This is a genomic window from Rathayibacter sp. AY2B3, assembly GCF_002931755.1.
Taxonomy (GTDB): domain Bacteria; phylum Actinomycetota; class Actinomycetes; order Actinomycetales; family Microbacteriaceae; genus Rathayibacter.
The window spans coordinates 77,081-97,493 of sequence record NZ_PSUG01000002.1; the positions used below are offsets into that span (position 1 = coordinate 77,081).

The following is a 20,413-nucleotide window of genomic DNA, read 5'->3' on the forward strand; positions in this document are numbered from 1 at the left end:
TGCCTCTACACTGGCCGGATGCCGCAGACGACCCCCGACAGCAGTGCGCTGAACGCGCGTTTCGCCGCCTCCCGTGCCGCGTCGCGCTCCCTCCGCAGTGCGACCACCGACCTCAAGAACCGGGCTCTGCTCGCCATCGCCGACGCGGTGCGTTCGAGCGCCGAGCGGGTCGTCCCGGCGAACGAGGTCGATCTCCAGCGGGGTCGCGAGAGCGGGATGAGCGCGGGCCTGCAGGACCGCCTCCGCCTCGACGCGGCGCGCCTGGGGTCCCTCGCGGACGCCGTCGTCGCGGTCGTCGGGCTCACGGATCCGGTTGGGCAGACGGTGCGGGGATCGAATCTGCCCAACGGCGCGTCCCTCACCCAGGTGCGGGTCCCGTTCGGCGTGGTCGGAGCGATCTACGAGGCACGGCCCAACGTCACCATCGACATCGCGGCGCTCGCCCTCAAGAGCGGGAACGCCGTGATCCTGCGCGGAGGCACGGCCGCGGAGAACACGAACCGCGTCCTGGTGGAGCTGCTGCAGGAGGCCGTCGCCTCCGTCGGCCTTCCCGCCGAGCTGGTGCAGACGGTCGACGACCACGGCCGGGAGGGCGCGAAGGCCCTCATGCGAGCGCGCGGCTACGTCGACGTCCTGGTGCCGCGGGGGAGTGCAGGCCTCATCGAGTCGGTCGTGACGGAGTCGACGGTCCCCGTGATCGAGACGGGCGCCGGTGTCGTCCACGTCTTCCTCGACGCCAGTGCCGACGAGCAGTGGGCCGTGGACATCGTCCACAACGCCAAGGTGCAGCGTCCGAGCACCTGCAACGCCCTCGAGACCCTCCTGGTCCACCGCGATGCGGCCGAGCGCCTGCTCCCTCCCGTCCTCGGCCGGCTCGCGGCCGCGGGAGTGACCGTGCACGGCGACGAGCGCGTCACGGCGCTCTGGCCCGACGCGGTGCCCGCCACCGACGAGGACTGGTCCGCCGAGTACTACTCGCTCGACGTCGCCGTCGCGGTCGTCGACGACCTCGACGCCGCGATGGCCCACATCGACCGGTACTCCACCCACCACACCGAGTCGATCGTGACGAACGACCTCCGGAGCGCCGAGCGCTTCCTCGCCGAGGTCGACTCCGCGGTCGTGATGGTCAACGCCTCCACGCGCTTCACCGACGGCGGGGAGTTCGGATTCGGCGCCGAGGTCGGCATCTCGACGCAGAAGCTGCACGCTCGGGGTCCTATGGGCCTGCCCGAGCTGACCAGCACGAAGTGGCTGCTGCGCGGAGCGGGACAGGTCCGCGCCTAGCGCCCGGACCGGCGATCCGGCGTCGAGCGGCGTCCGGGTAGACTCGTCGGAGCCCCGCCGGGGCGACCACGACCTCCAAGGAGCACTGCATGTCCCTCGCGACGACCGTCCTCGCCGAAGCAGCGGCCCACACGGAGCTGCCGTTCCCCCCGATCGTCTTCGGCCTGATCGCCGCCGTCGCCTTCACGGCCCTCGGCTTCGTCACCTGGAGCTACCGCGACGTGGCGAACCGCCACTCGCACAAGACCGGCGCCGGCTCCCACGACCAGCACGGTCACGGACACTAGGCGGGGAGCCCAGCGATCGTGACGTCCGCCGCGAGCGGAGGCCCGCGGCGTCCGCGCATCGGCGTGATGGGCGGCACCTTCGATCCGATCCACCACGGTCACCTGGTCGCCGCCTCCGAGGTGGCCCAGTCGTTCGACCTGGACGAGGTCGTCTTCGTGCCCACCGGCCAGCCGTGGCACAAGAAGACCGTGACCTCGGCCGAGCACCGGTACCTGATGACGGTCATCGCGACGGCCTCGAATCCGCAGTTCACCGTGAGCCGCGTGGACGTCGACCGGATCGGGACGACCTACACGATCGACACCCTGCGGGACATCCACGCCGCGCACCCGGACGCCGAGCTGTTCTTCATCACCGGAGCGGACGCCGTCGCCCAGATCCTGAGCTGGAAGGACTACGACGAGCTGTGGGAGCTGGCCCACTTCGTCGCCGTCAGCCGGCCGGGGCACGTCCTCAACGTTTCGGGATTGCCGGCCCAGGACGTATCCTTGTTGGAGATTCCGGCACTGGCGATCTCCTCGACCGACTGTCGGAGCCGCGTCAACCGGGGTCATCCGGTCTGGTACCTGGTTCCCGACGGTGTCGTCCAGTACATCTCGAAGCACCACCTGTATCGGAGCACGCCATGACAGTTCAGCCCGAGGAGAAGCCGCTCACCCGGCGCGAGATCCGCGAGCGCGAGAGACGCGAGGCCGGTGCGGCCACGACCGCCGCCGTTCCGACGACGTCCCGCCGAGCTGCCACCGCGACCGCCACCACCGCCGGCGACATGCCCGTGCTGACCCCCACCCAGGCCCTGCGGATCACCCCCGTCGAGCCGAGCCCTGCGGGCGAGCCCGACCTGCGCACCTCCTCGATGGAGATCGTCGCCACCGAGAACGCCACGGGCCGCCAGCTGACCCGTCGGGAGCTGCGCGCACTGCTGGCGCAGCAGCAGGCGGAGAAGGTCGCCGCCGCCCCGGAGGCGGAGCCGCCCGCCGACGAGGAGCGGTCGGACGACGAGCGCTCCGACGACGTCGAGGGCGCCCTCGAGCGCGCCTCGGCGCTCCCGCCGACCGGGGCCGTCCCCGTGATCGAGGCGGCCGACGAGTCGCGCGATGCGGAGCCGGTGCCCGAGGAAGCTGCGGAGCAGGAGGCGGAGGGCGACGAGGACGTCGTCAGCGAGGACGCCCTCGAGGCGTCCGAGCAGGACGCGGACGAGTCCGCCGCCGATGCGAGCACGGACGCCGACGAGTCCGATGCGGCCGAGGTGCACGAGGCCGGGATCGAGAGCTCCTCCTCCGACGACGAGACGCCGTCCTCCGACGAGCGGAACGCGGACGACGAGCAGCCCGAGCAGCCGCATCTGAACACCGCGCTCTTCGCGTCGGTGGGCGGATCCCTCGACATCGCCGACGAGAAGGCCACCGAGATCACCGGGAGCTTCGAGCCGCCGATCGAGCACCTCGCCATCACCGAGGAGCTCGACAGCAAGTCGAAGGAGGAGGTGGACGCCTCGTTCGACTCCCTCATCGCGAGCGGAGTCGCCGCCACCGGTGCCGTCACCACCACCAACGCGCTGATCCTGCCGACCACGGGCCCCGGCGCGACCGTCGGCACCGACACGGGGGAGATCCTCGTCACCGGCTCGTTCGACCTCCCCCGCAGCCTCGGCTCCACGGGCCAGCACCCGAACCTCTACGACTCGCCCGATGTGGACCGCTACGTCGACCGCATCGACCGCGAGCAGCCCGCCGGCGAGTCCGAGCCGGTCCGGGCGTCCAGCGCCGTCTCCACGCACGCCGCCGGCACCTCGATGATCGCGCCCCAGAAGCGCGCCGGCGTGAGCGTCCCGGTGGTCCTCGCGATCACCGCGGCCGTCCTGCTGGTCGGCGCGATCGCGCTGTTCATCGGCGGCTTCGTGCTCAACATCTTCTGATCTCCACCACCGACACTGAAGGCTTCATGACTGCGACCGATTCCGCCCGCGCCCTGCTCCAGCTCGCGGCCACCGCCGCCGACTCCAAGGGCGGTGAAGACCTCGTCGCCCTCGACGTCTCGGGGCCGCTTCCGCTGGTCGACATCTTCCTCCTCGCCACCGGCCGCTCCGAGCGCAACGTGGTCGCGATCGCGAACGAGGTGGAGGACCGCCTGAACGACTCCGGCGCCAAGCTGCTGCGCCGCGAGGGCCGCGCGGAGGGCCGCTGGATCCTCCTCGACTTCGGCGACCTCGTCGTGCACGTCTTCCACGAGGAGGACCGCATGTACTACTCGCTCGAGCGCCTCTGGAAGGACTGCCCGACGGTGCCGTTCACCCTCGAGCAGCCGGTCGCCGTCGACTCGTCGACGTCCTCGAACTGACGAACACGCCCGGCGTGGGCGCTCGATTTCACTTCATGCGGTTCGTGTTGTAGTTTATTCGAGTTGCTTCCGCCGGGCGGAGGCAGAGCAAGACAGTACGACGCAAGGGTCCGTGGCGCAGCTGGTAGCGCACCTGCATGGCATGCAGGGGGTCAGGGGTTCGAATCCCCTCGGATCCACCGAACAGGTCCGCACTCCTCCGGGAGTGCGGACCTTCGTCGTTTCGGGCGCTGCAGGATCCGTCGCCGTCCTGACCGGCTCGGTCTTCTCCTGCTCGGGCCGGTCCGGCCCAGGCCTGTTCGTCTCAGGCCCGTCCTGCCCGTCCTTCCAGGCACGACCGTGCGAGTCCGGCCGCCGGGTCCCCAGGCTCGTCACGCACGGATCGGTCCGACCGGCTCGACATGGCCGCCGCACCCGGCGAGGAACCCGGAGAGCTCGCGCCACGCGTCCTCCTCGATCGTGGTGCCCGGGCGTCGTGCGAGATCGGCCAGGGCGTCCGTCAGCTCGTCGAGTCCCGTCATGATCCTCGTCCGCGCCGCTCCCGTCCCCTGCCATCCCGGCGCGTACGTCCTGACGTCGGGGTGGCTGTAGAGCACGGCCGTCTCGAACCACGGCGTCGGCAGACCCTGCAGGGCGAGGTGCTCCTTCAACCTCGCGGCCTGGATCCGGACCTGCCGGGCGGGGACGTGCTGCTCGACATGGGTGCGCACCGTCCACCGCGACGCCGTCCCCGGTGCGATCTGAACAGCGAAGGCCTCGGGCAGGGCGTCCTCGTCGACGAGGACGCCGTAGGAGGGGTGGACGGTACCGGGCCGCACGCCGTCGAAGACGACCCCCTGCCAGTACTTGGCCTCGATGATGAGCGCGCCGTATCGGGTGAGCAGCAGATGGTCGATCTGCGCGAGGAAGCGGCGCGTCGTGCGTGCCTCGACCGGTACGAAGACGACGTTCGTGGCGAGGACGCCGGACAATCCCGCCGAGGCGCACGCCTCCCGGATCAGAGTGTGCGAGACGGCCTCGCTCCTCCAGGTCCTGGCGAGCGCGTCCCGGGTCTGCTCGGCCTCCTCCTGCGCCGTCTCGAGCTCGGTCCGACCGAGGTCGCGCTCAGTCTCGTGCCTGCGCGTCAGTGCCTTCAGCGCCACCTCGTGGCTCCGGTCGCGCTCGGCGATCGTGCGCTGGTGCTCCTCCGAGGCCTCCTCCGCGGCCTGTTCCGCCGCCGCTCTCGCCGCGGCACGCCGTCGGCGGCCGGTGACGACAGTGATGAGGAGGGCCAGGAGCAGGGCGGCCGCGACGGCCCAGGGCAGGTGCTCGTTCATGGTCCCCAGGCAAGCACGGACCACCGACCGTGCGCCGCGACGGCTCCCGATCGCGCCGGTCCGGCAGACCGGCCGCGTGCCGACTTCCTCCACGCCGCGCGGTCTCGTCACCCGGTTCTCGATCGTGGACGCGCTGCTCGCCGGGCTCTTCGACGGAGTCGTGACCCGCCGCGAGGGGGATGCGCACGGCGATCTCGGACTCGGCTGCGGCGACCACACGGACGGCGAGCTCGTGATCCTCGACGGCGTGCACCGGCTCTTCCGGGGTGACGGCTCCGTGGCCGTCCTCGCGCCCGACGACGTCCTCGCCTTCGCGGAGGTCGCACGGTTCGAGCCCGACCACGTCCTCCCGGTCGAGGACCTCGTCTCCCTCGACGCTCTGCTGGCCGCGGTGCGCTCGCTCGTGCCCCGTCCGAACGTCTTCGTCGGCGTCCGCCTGCGCGAGCGGGCGGAGGCCCTGACTCTCCGCCGGCCGATCGCGCAGGCGAAGCCCTACCGCCGCCTGCGGACGCGATCCGCGATCAGCACGAGGTCCGCCTGACCGGCGTCGAGGGCACGCTGCTGGGCTTCGTCGGCCCGGAGCCGTTCCAGGGGATCAGTGTCGCCGGCCTGCACGCGCACGTCGTCGACACCACCGGCGGGATCGGCGGTCACGTGCTCGCCGTCTCCGGAGTCACCGGCCCTGCTCGAGATCGAGCAGTACGGCGGCACGACCGTCCGACTGCCCGAGTCGGTCGACTACCTGCGAGCCGACCTCGACACGGCGGCCGACGCCGACGCCGCGATCCGCGCCGTCGAGACCGACCCCCCGCGCTGAGCGGCCCTACCCTGGACGCATGCCCACACTGCGCGACGTCCACGCCGTCATCGACCGCCTCTGGCCCGAGGCGGCCGCCGAGAGCTGGGACGCGCCCGGCCTGGTCACCGGCGACCCCGACTCCGCGGTCGAGCGGATCCTGCTCACGGTCGACGTGGTCTCCGACACCGTCGCTGAGGCCGTCGACGGCGGATACCAGCTCCTGATCGCGCACCACCCGCTGCTGCTGCGCGGCGTCACCTCGATCGCCGAGGACGGCTACAAGGGCCGCCTGCTCGCGGACCTCATCCGGGGCGGCTGCGCACTGATCTCGGCCCACACGAACGCCGACATCGTGGCCGACGGGGTCTCGGACGTGATCGCCACCCGCCTGGGCCTGACCGGCACGACTCCGCTCGTCCCGGGCGCCGACGCGTCGGTCGGGCTCGGCCGGGTGGGCGACCTGCCCGAGGAGGTGACGCTCGGACGCCTGGCCGGAGCGGTGGCCGAGCTCCTGCCGGCCACCGCAGGGGGAGTGCGGGCCGCGGGCGGCTACGAGACGCCCGTGCGCCGCGTGTCGCTCTGCGGGGGAGCGGGGGACTCGCTCCTGGACGCCCCCGCGGTCCGCACGAGCGACGTCTTCATCACCGCCGACCTCCGGCACCACCCGGCGTCCGAGGCGCGCGAGAGAGCCCTGCACGGCACCGGGCCCGCCCTCATCGACGTCTCGCACTGGGCGAGCGAGTGGCTGTGGCTCGACGTCGCCGCGACCGCGCTGCGGGAGGCCCTGCCCACGGTCACCGTCGAGGTGAGCGAGACCCGCACCGACCCGTGGGATTTCGCGATCGTTCACTGACCCGCCGCGGGCGCGGGAGAATGGACGCGGCGCGCCCGTACTGCGTGCCGGGAACGAGGACCGCCACGTGAAAGCCAGCCCCGCACACCAGCGCGAACTCCTGACTCTGGCGAGTCTGGACACGAGGGGCGCGCAGCTGCGCCACGCCCTCGCGACGCTCCCGCAGATCGCGCGGATCCAGGCGATGCAGGCCCGCGACAACGAGACCCGCCGCTCCCTCGCCGAGCGCACCGGGCGCCTCGAGGACGTGCGCACCGAGCTCGGGCGCATCGAGTCCGACGTCAGCGTGGTCGAGAAGCGCCTCACCCGCGATCGCGACCGCCTGCAGACCGCGTCCGCGGCCAAGGACATCGCCGCGCTCGAGAGCGAGATCACGTCCCTCGTGAAGCGCCGGGGAGACCTCGAGGACATCGAGCTGACCCTGATGGAGCGGATCGAGGGCATCGAATCCGAAGTCGCCGCGGCCCAGGCCGAGCGCGACGAGGTCGTCGCCTCGCTCGGGACCCTCGCCGAGGAGCGCGACGCGCAGGCCGAGAAGCTCCGCGACAAGCAGGAGGCGCTAGGCCGGGACCGCGCCGATCTGGTGACGACCCTTCCGGAGGACCTGGTCGAGCTGTACGAGAAGCAGCGCGCCCGCTACGGGGTCGGTGCGGCCCTCCTCCGCGGGAAGGTGTCGGAGGGGAGCGGCGTGGCCCTCACCGAGTCGGACCTCTCCTGGATCCGCGCCTCCGCTCCGGACGAGGTCGTCCTCTGCCCCGACAGCGGCTGCATCCTGGTGCGCGGCGAGGAGTCCACCCTCGCCTGAGCCGTACACTGGACGGGCGAACGGGCCGGCAAGACGGTCGCGTCACCGCGGCGAGAGCCGTGGTGCCGAGGAACGTCCGGGCTCCGCAGAGCAGGGCGGTGGGCAACACCCACCCGGGGCGACCCGCGAGACAGTGCCACAGAGAACAGACCGCCGTCGGCTCCGGCCGGCGGTAAGGGTGAAACGGTGGTGTAAGAGACCACCAGGGGCCGGAGTGATCCGGTCCGCTCGGTAAACCTCGCCCGGAGCAAGGTCAGACAGAGGACGATGCGGCTGCTCGTCGGGTCCTCGGGTAGACCGCTGGAGGGTCACGGCGACGTGGCTCCGAGAGAGATGGCCGTCCAGCGCCCGCCGAGAGGCGCGGCGTGAACAGAACCCGGCGTATCAGCCGACCCCTTCGCCACGAGATGCCCCGCCCCGGCGGGGCATCTCGCGTCTCCGCCCGCCGCAGTCCTCGCGCTCCCGTCCGCGCTGGCAGCGCGACGGCGGGGCGCGGCGGCTCCGGGGTCTCGACACGCCGCTCCGCGGCTCCTCGACCAGCACGACGCGGCCGACGTCTCGCCCTGCACGGGCGGACGCAGGGGCTCCTCCAACGGCGCCCGGTAGGCGCCGGTCCGGCGGAGAGGTCTCCCTCAGCCGCTGTTCGGCTACTCGACCAGCACGGCCCCGGACGTGCGCGCCGCACCCCGTCGTCGCTGATCACTGAGACACGACCACTGAGCCTGCGCAGTCCGCCCACGTCCCTGCACCGCCGCGCCGCTCGCAAGGCGAACCGGTGGAACGCGTACCAGCGTTTCGCCGTAGCCGTCCGCACCCCGCTCCCCGGAACCCGCCACCTCCCTCAGCCGACCGCGCCGCGGCGGGCGGGGACCGCCGCGGAGAAGACTCAGTCCCGCCCTGCGAGCGCGGCCGCGCCGAGGATGCCGGCGTTGTTCCGGAGCGCCGCCGGGATGATCGGGGTGCGCAGGTCGAGCAGCGGCAGGAACTCGTCGTGGTGCTTGGAGATGCCGCCGCCGACGATGAAGAGGTCCGGCCAGAGCAGCGCCTCGAGGTGGGAGTAGTAGCGCTGCAGGCGCTTGGCCCAGTGCTTGTAGTCGAGGTCGTCGCGCTCCTTGGCGGCGAACGAGGCCTTCTTCTCGTAGTCGCCGCCGTGGATCTCGAGGTGGCCGAGCTCGGCGTTGGGGATGAGGATACCGTCGTGGATCTGCGCCGTCCCGATGCCGGTGCCGAGCGTGGTCATGATGACCAGGCCCTTCGTGTCCTTCGCCGCTCCGAAGCGCGACTCGGCGTAGCCCGCCGCGTCGGCGTCGTTGACGAAGAAGATGTTCCGGCCGATCGCGTCCTCGAACAGCTTCTCGGCCTCGAGGCCGATCCACTCGTCGGACACGTTCGCCGCCGACATCGTGCGCCCGTGGACGACGACGGCGGGGAAGCAGATGCCGACCGGGGTGTCCGAGGGCAGGTCCGGGATCTTCTCGAGGATCTGCTGGACGGTGGCGACGATGTCCTTCGGCGTGCCGCCCGGGGGAGTGGCGAGCTTCATCCGGTCGCTGAGCAGAGTGCCCGCGGCCAGGTCCACCGAGGCCCCCTTGATGCCCGTTCCCCCGATGTCGATCCCGATGGCGGTCGCCGCAGCAGTCATAGCGGCCATGCTAGCGAAGGGCGAGGGGTGCGGACCGACGCGGGCTGCGGCGTAGGATCGCGGCATGGCTGACGGCGACGCGAACTCCTGGTGGTACAACCTCAAGGCCGGCACGGTGGAGCAGGGATTCGTGTCCCCCTCCGTCGACCGGGTCGGGCCCTTCTCCTCGCGCGAGGAGGCGGAGCACGCCCTCGAGCGGCTGCACGAGAACAGCCGCAAGTGGGCCGAGGAGGACGCCGCCGAGGACCGCTGAGCCCAGCTACTCGTAGCTGTGCTCCGCGCCGGGGTAGGCGCCGGACTCGACGTCGTCCCGGTACGCGGTGACCGCTCCGGTGAGCACGCCGCGGAGGTCTGCGTACTGCTTCACGAAGCGGGGGATCCGGCCGGTGGTGAATCCGGCGAAGTCCGTCCACACGAGCAGCTGTCCGTCGACGTGCGGTCCCGCTCCGACTCCGATCGTGGGGATGCGCAGCTCCGCCGTCACCTGACGTGCCGCGTCGGCGGGCACCATCTCGAGGACGACGGCGAAGGCGCCGGCCTCCTGGACGGCGCGCGCGTCGGCGAGCAGCTGCTCGATCCCCTCGCCGCGTCCCTGGACCATGTGGCCGCCGAGCCCGTGCTCGCTCTGCGGCGTGAAGCCGATGTGCGCCATCACGGGGATGCCCGCCTCGACGATGCGCCGGATCTGCTCGGCGGAGCGGACTCCGCCCTCGAGCTTCACCGCGTGGGCGTGCGTCTCCTTCATGAAGCGGAACGCCGTGTGGAGCGCGTCGTCGGGGCCCGACTCGTAGGAGCCGAAGGGCATGTCCGCGACGACGAAAGCGCGATCGACGGCCCCGGCGACGGCCCGCGCCAGCGGGATGAGCTCGTCGACGGTGACGGGCAGAGTGGTGTCGTAGCCCAGCACCGTGTTGCCGGCCGAGTCGCCCACGAGGAGGAAGTCGATCCCGGCGTCGTCGAAGATCTTCGCCGTCAGCTGGTCGTAGCTGGTCAGCCCGGTGATGCGGACACCGGAGTCCTTCGCGTTCTGGAAGTGGCGGGTTCGAACGCGTTTCACGGGCTGCGCTGACATGGGCGCCAGTCTACGGCGCGCCTCGGGCGCCCCGCGGGCTCCGGCCGGAGGCAGTAGCCTGAGGGTCGAAACAGGAGGGGTCTGGATGGACAAGCAACGGGACTTCGTTCTTCGCACCATTGAAGAGCGAGGGATCAAATTCGTTCGCCTCTGGTTCACCGACGTCGTCGGCACGCTGAAGTCGGTCGCGATCGCGCCGGCCGAGGTCGAGGGCGCGTTCGCGGAGGGGCTCGGCTTCGACGGCTCCGCCATCGAGGGCCTCACCCGCTCCTTCGAGGCCGACGTCCTCGCCCACCCGGATCCGTCGACCTTCCAGATCCTCCCGTGGCGCGGGGAGATCGATCCGACGGCGCGGATGTTCTGCGACATCACCACGCCGGACGGCCAGCCCGCCGTCGCCGATCCCCGCAACGTCCTCAAGCGCACGCTGGCGAAGGCGGCCGAGCGGGGCTTCACCTTCTACACGCACCCGGAGATCGAGTTCTACCTCCTCAAGTCGTCGTCCTTCGGCGCCGAGGGTCCGGAGCCGGTCGACTCCGCCGGGTACTTCGACAACGTCCCCGGAGGCACGGCGCACGACTTCCGCCGCCGCTCCGTGCGCATGCTGGAGGATCTCGGCATCTCGGTGGAGTTCAGCCACCACGAGGCGGGCCCCGGCCAGAACGAGATCGACCTCCGCTACGCGGACGCGCTCACCACGGCCGATAACATCATGACCTTCCGCACCGTGATCAAGGAGGTGGCGATCGAGCAGGGCGTCTACGCGACGTTCATGCCGAAGCCGCTCTCCGGGCACCCCGGCTCGGGCATGCACACGCACCTCTCGCTCTTCGAGGGCGACGTCAACGTGTTCTACGAGCAGGGCGCCCAGTACCAGCTCTCGAAGCTCGGCCGCCAGTTCATCGCGGGCCTGCTCAAGCACGCGCCCGAGATCACCGCCGTGACGAACCAGTTCGTCAACTCCTACAAGCGGCTCTGGGGCGGCGACGAGGCGCCCAGCTACGTCTCGTGGGGCCACAACAACCGCTCCGCCCTCGTGCGCGTTCCGCTCTACAAGCCCAACAAGGGGCAGTCCTCGCGGATCGAGTACCGGGCGCTGGACTCCGCGGCGAACCCCTACCTGGCGTACTCGCTGCTCCTGGCGGCCGGGCTCAAGGGCATCGAGGAGGGCTACGAGCTCCCCGCCGAGGCCGAGGACAACGTCTGGGCGCTCTCGGACGCGGAGCGCCGGGCGCTCGGCTACGGCGCTCTGCCCGCCAGCCTCGACCGCGCCATCTCGCTGATGGAGGAGTCGGAGCTCGTCGCCGAGACGCTGGGCGAGCAGGTGTTCAACTTCGTGCTGCTGAACAAGCGCAAGGACTGGGCCGAGTACCGCGCCCAGGTCACGCCGTACGAGTTGCGCAGCAACCTCGAGATGCTCTGACCCTTCGGCCATGCCCCGCGAACGCTCCCTCCGCGATGTCGCACGCCTCGGCTTCGCCGCGCTCGGCGAGACCGGGTCGCGGTTGGCCGAGGCGGAGGAGCTGGCCGGGCGGCAGCTCGAGTCGGTGCTGCCCTCCTTCGCCCGCGTGGCGGACCCGGACGAGGCGCTGCTCGCTCTGATCGACCTGCTTCGGCGGCACCGCGACCGGATGGACGCGGTCCTCGCCGACGACGACGCCCTGACCCGGCTGCTGCTGGTGGTGGGGGCCTCGTCCGGCCTCGCCGACTTCCTGCAGCGCCGGCCGGACGAGCTGGCCAGCGTCCTCGAACCCGTCCGCACCCTCCCGGGGCGCGCCGAGATGAAGGCGGAGCTCCTCGAGTCGGTCGGCGCCGTCGACGGCTTCTCGTCGCTCCGGGAGGAGGCGGGCTGGACGGCGCTGCGCGTGCGGTACCGCCGCCTCCTCACCAGGATCGTCGTCCACGACCTGAGCCAGGCCGACCCCGTTGCGGCGATCGACCGGGTGACGAGGGCGCTGGCCGACCTCGCCGGAGCCGCGCTGGAGGCGTCCCTCGCCGTGGCGCGGACCGAGCTGGTCGAAGGCACGGGCCGCTTCGGCCGGGACGAGGTCGCCGCCACCCGCTTCGCCGTCATCGGCATGGGCAAGGCGGGAGCGTCCGAGCTCAACTACGTCAGCGACGTCGACGTGATCTTCGTCGCGGAGGGCGACCCGGAGAAGGAGCTGACGAACGCCCGCGCGATCGACGTCGCCACCCGGCTCGCCGTGCTCCTCATGCGCGGGACGTCCGCGCTGGCGATGGAACCGGAGCTCTGGGAGGTCGACCCGAACCTGCGCCCGGAGGGCAAGCAGGGTGCGCTCGTGCGCACTCTCGAGTCGCACATCACCTACTACGACCGGTGGGCGAAGAGCTGGGAGTTCCAGGCGCTCCTGAAGGCGCGTCCGCTCGCGGGCGACCCCGAGCTCGGGCGGGCGTACGTCGACGCGGTGGCGCCGAAGGTGTGGTCGAGCGCGTCCCGCGAGAACTTCGTCGAGTCGGTGCAGCGGATGCGGGAGCGGGTCACCGAGAACATCCCGCAGAACGACGTCCACTACCAGATCAAGCTCGGGCCCGGCGGTTTGCGCGACATCGAGTTCACCGTCCAGCTGCTCCAGCTCGTGCATGGGCAGACCGACGACGAGATCCACATGCCCGGTACGCTCCTCGCTCTGGGCGCCCTCGCCGACCGCGGGTACATCGGGCGCTCCGCTGCGGAGGAGTTCGCGCAGGACTACCGCGCGCTGCGGCTGCTCGAGCACCGCCTGCAGCTGCGACGCCTGCGCCGCACGCACCTGATGCCGCGGGACGAGCACGAGCTGCGCACCCTCGCCCGCTCCAGCGGCCTCGCCCGCACGGCGGAGGAGCTGCTGACGGTGTGGAACAGCATCAAGCACCGCGTCCGCGGTCTGCACGAGCGCCTGTTCTACCGGCCGCTGCTGTCCGCCGTCGCCGCGCTGTCCGACGGCGGCGCCGAGCTCTCGACCGGTCAGGCGGAGGCGCGCCTGGCCGCCATCGGCTTCGCCGACGCACGCGGGGCGCTCGGCCACATCGCGGCGATGACCTCCGGCGTCTCGCGGCGCGCGAGCATCCAACGCCATCTCGTGCCGGTGATGCTGCAGTGGTTCGCCGACGGTCCGGACCCCGACTACGGACTCCTCGCCTTCCGGCGGCTGAGCGACGCGCTCGGCGGGACGCCCTGGTTCCTGCGGATGCTCCGTGACTCCTCCGGCGCTGCGAAGCGGCTCACGACGGTGCTCTCGGGCTCGCGCTTCGTGGGCGAGCTGCTCGACCGCATCCCGGAGTCGGCGGCCTGGCTCGAGGACGACGACGCTCTCCGGCCCCGGAGCGCGGCGCAGCTCGCCGAGGAGGTCCGCGCCGTGCTCGCGCGGCACGAGACGTCTGACGCGGTCGCCTCGGTCCTCCGCTCGATGCGCCGGCGCGAGGTGCTGCGGACCGCCATGGGAGGCGTGCTCGGTCTCAGCTCGATCGAGGAGATCGCGACCAGCCTCACCGACATCATCAGCGCGCTGCTGGGCGGCGTGCTCGCCGCCGTCCGGCGCGGCAGTGCGACGCGGCCCGGCGCCGACGCGGAGTTCGCGATCATCGGCATGGGCCGCTACGGAGGGGCGGAGCTGGGCTTCGGGTCCGACGCCGACGTGATGTACGTCCAGCGCCCCGGCACGGCCGAGCCGCACCAGGCCCAGCTCTACTCGCAGTTCGTCGTCGCCGAGCTGGTCCGGCTCACGGAGGACTCCCGCCTGCCGCTCGACCTCGACGCCGACCTGCGGCCCGAGGGCAAGAACGGGCCGCTCGTGCGCTCCCTCGACTCCTACCGCGCCTACTACGCCCGCTGGTCCCTGACCTGGGAGGCGCAGGCGCTGCTCCGGGCGCGGGGAGTGGCGGGGGACCGGTCGCTCATCGAGGACTTCGAGGAGTTGGCCGACGGGGTCCGCTATCCGGGAGCGGTCTCCGACCGCGACATCCGCGAGGTGAAGCGGATCAAGGCACGGGTCGAGAGCGAGCGTCTGCCGCAGGGCGCCGACCCCCGCCGTCACCTCAAGCTCGGCCGTGGATCGCTGAGCGACGTCGAGTGGCTGGTGCAGCTCCTCCAGCTGCAGCACGCGCGGCGGACCGCGGCGCTGCGGACCACCTCGACCCTCACCGCCCTCGCGGTCGCGGAGGAGGAGGGCATGGTCGGCCCGCAGGACGCGGAGCGGCTGCGTGCCGCGTGGATCCTCGCCTCCCGTGTCCGCTCGGGCACCACGCTCTGGGGCAACCGCACCAGCGACGTCCTCCCGACCGACCGCCGGCAGCTCGAGGGCGTCGCGCGCCTGCTGGAGTACCCGGCCGGGTCCGCGACGGCGCTCGAGGACGACTACCTCGGCGTGACCCGCCGCTCCCGCGCGGTCTTCGAGCGCCTGTTCTACGGGCCGGCCGCGGGAGACGCTCCCTCCTACCGCTGACGCCCGCGCTCCGGGGACGGCGAAGGGCCGCCCCTCCGAGGAGGAACGGCCCTTCGGCAGTGCTGCGGGATCAGACCCCGTAGTACAGCTCGAACTTTCCACCGGTGGTTGAGGGTCGTGGTCTGATGTCGTGATTGGCGCCATTCCGGCGATCTGGTGGTGGTGGATGGTTGGCCGTCAGGGGGTGGAATCGGTGCTCTTGCGGACTGGCTGCGGACCGAGGGTGTGGATCCGATCCACCCCCTCAGTGAAGCTCTCCGCTCCGGGGGGGCAGCCGGAGACGCAAGGGTGTCGGTAGTGCCGACGCCCTTCTCGAGAGCACCTGTTGCAGCTGCAACACCTGGCGTATCTACGCCACCTGACACGGATGCCTCACCTGGCTAGTCCTGGCCACCTGTCGGGATTCCGACAGCTGTCCCATTTGGGACGCCCGCTTACTGACCACTTCTGGTCAGTACCGCTCAGCGCCCCTCTCGCGCGGTGGCCCCTCCGACCGTCCGGGAGTGCCTAGGCGCTGCGGAAGGCCGGGAGCGGCTCTGTCACCGGCTCCTGGCGTGCGTTGTAGTTCATGGCGCCCGGACGGCACGGGTTCGCGACGATCTTCCGGCGCAACCACTCGGTCAGGACGTCCTCTTCGATCTCCACGCGGTGCGTGCCGAGCCGACGATGAGGCATCCCCTCGCGCAGCCAGTTCTGAACCGTCGTTCGGGTCCGCTTCACCCGCCGAGCAGCTCCACGGACCGAGTACGCGGTCACGCTGCTCGCTCCCCGAAGCGCGACGCCCGCTGGTTCGTGATCTTCGTCCGCAGCCACAGCGTCAGGTCGTCCTCCCGTATCCGCACGTCGTACTCCGAGAGGCGCTCGTGAGGGAGTCCCTCGCGCAGCCACCGCTGGACCGTGACGCGATCGCGCTTGATGCGCCTCGCCGCCTGCCGGACGTTGAACACAGAAGAAGCCTCGACCATGCAGTGATTCTGCACGATCGAGGCCCCCCTCTGAAGGACTGCTACCCGATAGGACCCTACCAGCGGCCGCGACCCGCGTCCTGGTCCCGCCACTCGTTGCTGCTGCCGATCCGCCGGTCGGAGACATCCGCCATCCGCGCCTCGTGGTACTCGGCAGTCCACGGGTTCTGCACGTAGATCGCTGGCGGAGTGGCCGACTGCTGCGCGAGCTGCATCTGCATCTGCAGAGACGCGGCCAAATGCCGGTTGAGGAGTCCTGTGTCGACGACACTTTCAGCGCGGCCGGCTTCAGCGACGCGGACCACGGTGCCGCCTTCGCGGGGGTTGATCGTCGCGCCGTCGGCGAGCTCCGGAATGCCCGGGATCGAGATGTTGAGGCCGATCGCGGAGAGGCCGGAGAGCGCCGAGTTGATGCCGCTGATGCCCGAGTTCACGAAGCTGATGGCGGAGTTCACAAAGTCCCGCACGTTCGCCATCCCGTCGCCGACCATGCCGGCGAAGCCGTCGACGATGTCGCGGACGGTCTGCCCGAACTGCTGGCCGGCATCGAATGCGAACTGCATGAAGTCCCCGAACGGCCCGCCCACGGACTTGATGAAGCCCTGCAGATCGTTGAACGCGGTCGGGTCGCCGAGGACCTTCAGGAGCGCCGTCCACATGCCGATCCCGAACTCGACAACGTCGATGAGGAAGTCGAGCACAGGCTTCAGCTCGGAGACCGCGCGGATGACGTCGACGATCACGGGGACCGCGGCGATGAACAGGTCGACGAGCTTGGGCAGGAGTTCCGAGATGAGGGGAAGCACGACCGGAGCGAGGTCGCGGATGGCCTCGGTGAGGCCGTCTGCCAGGACGGGCAGAAGGGGCTGCACAGCGGTCAGGATGTCGGTGAAGAGCGGGGCGAGAACGGTGAGCAGCTCGCCGAGCAGAGGGCCGACGTTCGATGCGAGCTCACCCGCGAAGGACCCGAACGCGCCGAGGGCCTCCGCGACAGCGGGGAGCGCTGGGGCGATGCCGTCGATGCCGGCGAGCAGCCCGTCGAAGAACTCCGTCAGGCCGGTCGTGAACACCGGCTGCGAGAGCGCTTCTGCGACTTGCGAGAAGAGGCCGCCGATGCCAGCGCCGGCGCCGCTCATGATGTCCGCGAGGACCGGTGCGAGGACGCCGAAGAGGGACGCGATCGGGCCGAGGGCCGTCGCGAGACCGGTGGCACCCTCTGCCGCGCCGCCGAACAAGGTGCTCAGCGCCTCCTGAGCGCCCGAGGATGCGACAGCCTCAGCGATGCCGGCGAGGCCGCTTGCGAGGGTCGCCAGGCCGCCGCCACCGGCTGCCTGCGCGGCGTCAGCGATCGAGGAGATGATCGACCCGGCCGAGAACAGGACCGAGCCGAGCTCCTTCGCGGCCGTGATGCCGCCGTCGATCCAGCCCTTCAGACTCCCGTCCGCGGCGGCCGCGCCGACGAACTCGCCGAATCGGGTGGTGAGATCCGAGATCCACTGCGCGAGGCGCGGGAGGTAGTCAGAGCCGACGAGGCCCAGATCCACGAGGGCCGAGGTGAAAGCTCCCGTGCCGCCCGAGGCGATCGCGATGCTCTCGTTCAGCCGCCCGAACAGCTGCTCAAGGGCGGCGCCAGAGAGGGCGGACTGGAAGCCCTCCGCGAGCGAGGCAGTCCAGGATCCGAGAGCCGAGGCGGTGCCTTCGAGGCCGTCCCGGATGCCGGGGAAGATCGAGTCGGAGAGCTCGCGGAGAGGCTGCGCGGCCTGGTCCCAGAACCCGTCTCCGATGACGTCGCCGAGACCCTTCCAGCGTTCGATGACGTCGCCGAGCCTGTCGCCCATCTGCGACAGCGCGACCGCGAGGACAGCCACGGAGACGCCGGCGCCGACGATGAGGGCCGGCGCGAGGGCCGACACCGCGAGGATGGACGACAGGCTCGCTGCGAGGGTCGCGAGACCCCCGCCCGCGGAGATGCCCACGGCGGCGAGAGACGCGATCGACGACGCGACGGCCGCGATCTTCGGAAGCGCCCGGTCGAGGTTCGCCAGGCGCTCCCCGATGCCCTTGAAGAGGTCAGCGCCGAGACGAGCGCCGGACAGCGCTGCGAGAGCGGATCCGATCTTCGCGACCGATGTCGGCGCCAGCGAAGCGGTGACCGAGATGTTCCGAGGCCGGGTGAGAACCGCCATGCGAGTCGACGCGACGCCCGCGTCGACTGCGGCGTTCATCGTGATCGTCTGACCGTCCCAGTGGTCGATGAACCGCTTGATCGTCCTCTCGGCGGGACGCATGTCCGCGTCGACGTTGATCTTCAGGTGCGCCATCCGCTCGATGCGCTCGAGGGTCTTCTTCAGGTCTTCCCGGAAGCGTGATGCGTCCGGCAGGACCCGAATCGTGACGCGACCGACTGACTTGCTGCCTCCGAGCGCCATCAGCCGGCCACCTCCGACAGCTGGCGCTCGAGCCGCATCACCGCGAGATCCTCGCGAGCAGCCTCCCGCCACTCCTCCGCCGTGGGCAGCTGACTGCGCACTTCCGGGTAGTGCGGCCGGAGGACGTCGTACACCTGGCAGAGCGCGTCCGCCATCACGCCGGCCGCGTCGATCGCCGCCAGCGCCGCCTCCGCCTCCGAAAGCCCGAGCTCGTCGACCACCGCGGCGACGTCACGCACCCGCTGCATCGGAGTCGGGTCGGCGGCTAGGAGGGCGTACCGCACCATGTTGGCCGCGAGGGAGCGGCGGTCGAGGGTGGCTTCAGTCAAGGTCTTCTCCGTCGTCGGGGGTGGTCTGCGCTGTCGGCATGGCGGGCGTGAGCGAGCTACGCAGCTCGGCGACCGACGCGAGGAAGGCGCGGCGCCCCGCCACAGCCAGTGAGAGACGCGCTCCCGCGTCAGGACGCCACCGAGCGAGGTCTTCCCGGACGAAGGCAAGCGAACGCTCCACATCGCGACGCAGCGCGGCGAACTCGACGGCCACGCGGTCCTCGTCGACGCGCGTCCTGTTCACGACCAGCTCGATCGCCTTTCTCGACGGGTGAAGAGTCGGCCGGAGGACGAAACCGCCGATCAGGTGCTGCCGGGGGGTGAACCGGAACAGGTCAGTGGTGCCCGACACGGGAACGGTGACGGTGACAGCGAAGCCCGGAAGCGGCCCCTCCGGCGAGGCCATCCGCTGCTCGGCGACGGCGAAGCCCGGGACGTCCCAGTCCACGGCCGGCACGTCGAGCTCGGACAGCGCCAGCACCTTGGCCGCCTCGACCTCGAACGCTCGAGCCGACAGACGGGCGGCTTTGGCGAGGCCCTCGGTCAAGCGAGCGTCGAGCACGCCCGGGAGGGACGGGCCCGCGAAGAGCGGTGATCCAGGCATTCGCGGAACCCTTCAAAAGTGGTCGATTTCGTGTTCGGCGGAGCGGTCCCGGGACGACCCGAATCCGCGGGATTCCGGGGCAGAACAGCCCACGGGACCCCCTGAGAAAAAAACCCCCAGACTCATGCGCACCGCGTCCAGCAGAACGCGAAGCGGTCGGTCATGGACCGGGCCGGGGAGGGGTGGAGGCCCCCCTGTCGAGTGGAGGGTGACGGCCGCCGAGGCCAACGTGGAGAGAAGGAGGAGACACATGTACTGCGGCGGCCGTCGTGCTCGGCGCGTGTCGCAGCCGAGCGGTGGGGCGGGCACAGCAGGAGCGGCTGCCGTGCCCGAGCTTCTACTTGACCGAGCTGATCTTGACGATCGAGGTCGGGTCGGGGAACGCGAACGCGATGCGCATGATGGCGCGGATCGCGACCTTGTCGAACTCCAAGAATCGGGAGCGGTCGACCACGTAGTCGATGTTGGTGCGGATGATCGTGTAGCTGCGATCACTCGGGATGCCCCAGACGACGCCGGCCTCGACGCGGCTGGACACGTACAGCGGGATGCCGAGCACCTGGCGCTGGATCCCGTTGGTCGCGCCGGTCCCGAACAGAGGCAGCGCAGAGTCCTCGGAGACGGTGAGCTTCGCGAGCTGCGACGCGATCGCCGGGGTCGTGACCCACGCGGAGACGGTGGCGCCCTTCGACTCGGCGATCGCGAGCGCGTCGATGAACGGGGCGAGTCCCTCGGGTGCGGCGCCGAGCCACGAGTACTGGACGGACTCGAGGCCACGGGCGATGGGGCTGCCGTTCGCGGGCGCGTCGGGGGCGAAGAACGCGGCGTCTACCTTCTTCGCCATGTCGCGGGCGAGGCCCTGCTGGATGAGCTCGGCGGCCTCCGGGCTGGTGTCGTCGGCGAGCTCGGACGAGATGATCGACAGGCCGGCGAGCTTCGTAGGCGTGACGGTGATCGAGTCGGCGGCGGCCTGCGACGTGGGGATCTCTCCGCCCTCGGCGACCCACGCGGCGGTGGGGTCCTCGGTGATGAGGGGGAAGGTGTACGACGAGCCGGCGGTCGAGACGAGGGTCGTCAGCGCGAGCGCGAGGGACTCCTGCGCGAGGGGGCGGACAATGAGCGCGCCGGTCGCGGACTGGTCGAACTGGTGAAGGGTGGGGGAATCGGTAACCACGGTGTGCTCCAGGGGATGAGAGTGCCATCAACCGGACGAGCTGCTGCTACGAGTCCGGGCGGCCCCCT

Annotated in this window: 20 protein-coding genes, 1 tRNA gene, 1 other RNA gene and 1 pseudogene; 14 read left to right on the forward strand and 9 right to left on the reverse strand. The window is 71.1% G+C overall.

All coding sequences use genetic code 11. The features are described 5' to 3' along the window. Window positions 1–18 precede the first annotated feature (18 nt). The 6 genes from C5C24_RS01615 to C5C24_RS01640 all read left to right on the forward strand — a co-directional run bounded on the left by C5C24_RS01615 (window position 19) and on the right by C5C24_RS01640 (window position 4,094). Entirely contained in the window at window positions 19–1,287 is a 1,269-nt protein-coding gene (locus C5C24_RS01615) for a glutamate-5-semialdehyde dehydrogenase (RefSeq protein WP_104276062.1), read from the forward strand. An 89-nt stretch (window positions 1,288–1,376) separates the two neighbouring features. Then, window positions 1,377–1,574 (forward strand): hypothetical protein, encoded by a 198-nt coding sequence (locus tag C5C24_RS01620; protein ID WP_104223679.1) that lies wholly within the window; start codon window positions 1,377–1,379, stop codon window positions 1,572–1,574. An 18-nt stretch (window positions 1,575–1,592) separates the two neighbouring features. Continuing rightward, the gene (gene nadD / locus C5C24_RS01625) at window positions 1,593–2,204 is read left to right on the forward strand and encodes a nicotinate-nucleotide adenylyltransferase (protein ID WP_104276063.1); all 612 of its coding nucleotides are present in this window, start codon (window positions 1,593–1,595) and stop codon (window positions 2,202–2,204) included. Further along, on the forward strand, window positions 2,201–3,493 hold the full coding sequence (locus C5C24_RS01630) for a hypothetical protein (RefSeq protein WP_104304129.1): 1,293 nt from the start codon (window positions 2,201–2,203) through the stop codon (window positions 3,491–3,493). The genes nadD and C5C24_RS01630 overlap by 4 nt, the downstream gene beginning before the upstream one ends. Window positions 3,494–3,519: 26 nt before the next feature. Further along, on the forward strand, window positions 3,520–3,915 hold the full coding sequence (rsfS, locus tag C5C24_RS01635) for a ribosome silencing factor (protein ID WP_104223676.1): 396 nt from the start codon (window positions 3,520–3,522) through the stop codon (window positions 3,913–3,915). A 106-nt stretch (window positions 3,916–4,021) separates the two neighbouring features. Then, window positions 4,022–4,094: transfer RNA gene (locus C5C24_RS01640), tRNA-Ala, on the forward strand. 192 nt (window positions 4,095–4,286) lie between these two features. Here the strand turns inward: C5C24_RS01640 and C5C24_RS01645 are convergent. Continuing rightward, window positions 4,287–5,231 (reverse strand): nuclease-related domain-containing protein, encoded by a 945-nt coding sequence (locus tag C5C24_RS01645; protein ID WP_104304130.1) that lies wholly within the window; start codon window positions 5,229–5,231, stop codon window positions 4,287–4,289. On the opposite strand from C5C24_RS01645, the pseudogene C5C24_RS01650 reads away from it, so the two are divergent. From C5C24_RS01650 to rnpB, 5 genes and pseudogenes are all read left to right on the forward strand, one after another. After that, a pseudogene (locus C5C24_RS01650) lies at window positions 5,230–5,840 on the forward strand (acetolactate decarboxylase); the annotation flags it as partial. The gene C5C24_RS01645 and the pseudogene C5C24_RS01650 sit on opposite strands and share 2 nt — an antisense overlap. Beyond that, the gene (locus C5C24_RS01660) at window positions 5,830–6,048 is read left to right on the forward strand and encodes a hypothetical protein (RefSeq protein WP_104304132.1); all 219 of its coding nucleotides are present in this window, start codon (window positions 5,830–5,832) and stop codon (window positions 6,046–6,048) included. The pseudogene C5C24_RS01650 and the gene C5C24_RS01660, both read left to right, overlap by 11 nt. A gap of 19 nt (window positions 6,049–6,067) precedes the next feature. Next, window positions 6,068–6,883 carry a Nif3-like dinuclear metal center hexameric protein gene (locus C5C24_RS01665; RefSeq protein WP_104276068.1) on the forward strand — a complete coding sequence of 272 codons (816 nt, stop codon included), beginning with the start codon at window positions 6,068–6,070 and terminating at the stop codon, window positions 6,881–6,883. A gap of 67 nt (window positions 6,884–6,950) precedes the next feature. Continuing rightward, window positions 6,951–7,688 (forward strand): zinc ribbon domain-containing protein, encoded by a 738-nt coding sequence (locus C5C24_RS01670; RefSeq protein ID WP_104276069.1) that lies wholly within the window; start codon window positions 6,951–6,953, stop codon window positions 7,686–7,688. A gap of 21 nt (window positions 7,689–7,709) precedes the next feature. Continuing rightward, window positions 7,710–8,088: RNase P RNA component class A (gene rnpB / locus C5C24_RS01675), an RNA gene on the forward strand. Between the two features lie 486 nt (window positions 8,089–8,574). Here rnpB and ppgK read toward each other — a convergent pair. Then, window positions 8,575–9,330 carry a polyphosphate--glucose phosphotransferase gene (gene ppgK, locus C5C24_RS01680; protein WP_104276070.1) on the reverse strand — a complete coding sequence of 252 codons (756 nt, stop codon included), beginning with the start codon at window positions 9,328–9,330 and terminating at the stop codon, window positions 8,575–8,577. A gap of 64 nt (window positions 9,331–9,394) precedes the next feature. Between ppgK and C5C24_RS01685 the strand changes: the two genes are divergently transcribed. Beyond that, window positions 9,395–9,583, forward strand: coding sequence for an SPOR domain-containing protein (locus C5C24_RS01685; RefSeq protein WP_104223671.1), 189 nt, complete (start codon window positions 9,395–9,397; stop codon window positions 9,581–9,583). A 6-nt stretch (window positions 9,584–9,589) separates the two neighbouring features. Here the strand turns inward: C5C24_RS01685 and panB are convergent, their stop codons facing one another. After that, window positions 9,590–10,402, reverse strand: a complete 813-nt coding sequence (gene panB / locus C5C24_RS01690; protein ID WP_104276071.1) for a 3-methyl-2-oxobutanoate hydroxymethyltransferase — start codon at window positions 10,400–10,402, stop codon at window positions 9,590–9,592. A gap of 85 nt (window positions 10,403–10,487) precedes the next feature. Here panB and C5C24_RS01695 point away from each other — a divergent pair, with 85 nt between their 5' ends. Together C5C24_RS01695 and C5C24_RS01700 are read left to right on the forward strand one after the other, a co-directional pair. Continuing rightward, window positions 10,488–11,825: a glutamine synthetase family protein gene (locus tag C5C24_RS01695; protein WP_068253236.1), complete on the forward strand. Its 1,338-nt coding sequence runs from the start codon at window positions 10,488–10,490 to the stop codon at window positions 11,823–11,825. Between the two features lie 10 nt (window positions 11,826–11,835). Further along, on the forward strand, window positions 11,836–14,844 hold the full coding sequence (locus tag C5C24_RS01700; protein WP_104304133.1) for a bifunctional [glutamine synthetase] adenylyltransferase/[glutamine synthetase]-adenylyl-L-tyrosine phosphorylase: 3,009 nt from the start codon (window positions 11,836–11,838) through the stop codon (window positions 14,842–14,844). 507 nt (window positions 14,845–15,351) lie between these two features. On the opposite strand, the gene C5C24_RS17510 is transcribed toward C5C24_RS01700, so the two are convergent. The 6 genes from C5C24_RS17510 to C5C24_RS01725 form a co-directional block, all read right to left on the reverse strand. Further along, complete coding sequence (locus C5C24_RS17510; RefSeq protein WP_146082491.1) at window positions 15,352–15,564, reverse strand: hypothetical protein; 213 nt, start codon at window positions 15,562–15,564, stop codon at window positions 15,352–15,354. 32 nt (window positions 15,565–15,596) lie between these two features. Then, entirely contained in the window at window positions 15,597–15,809 is a 213-nt protein-coding gene (locus tag C5C24_RS01705; protein ID WP_146082492.1) for a hypothetical protein, read from the reverse strand. A 56-nt stretch (window positions 15,810–15,865) separates the two neighbouring features. Continuing rightward, a complete protein-coding gene (locus C5C24_RS01710; RefSeq protein WP_146082493.1) occupies window positions 15,866–18,130 on the reverse strand; it encodes a hypothetical protein in 2,265 nt (754 codons plus the stop codon). Window positions 18,131–18,237: 107 nt separating this feature from the next. Continuing rightward, window positions 18,238–18,567 (reverse strand): hypothetical protein, encoded by a 330-nt coding sequence (locus C5C24_RS01715; protein ID WP_104304136.1) that lies wholly within the window; start codon window positions 18,565–18,567, stop codon window positions 18,238–18,240. Next, complete coding sequence (locus C5C24_RS01720; protein ID WP_104304137.1) at window positions 18,560–19,129, reverse strand: hypothetical protein; 570 nt, start codon at window positions 19,127–19,129, stop codon at window positions 18,560–18,562. Before C5C24_RS01720 ends, C5C24_RS01715 begins: the two co-directional genes overlap by 8 nt. A gap of 379 nt (window positions 19,130–19,508) precedes the next feature. After that, a complete protein-coding gene (locus C5C24_RS01725; protein WP_181135454.1) occupies window positions 19,509–20,345 on the reverse strand; it encodes a phage major capsid protein in 837 nt (278 codons plus the stop codon). Window positions 20,346–20,413 lie beyond the last annotated feature (68 nt).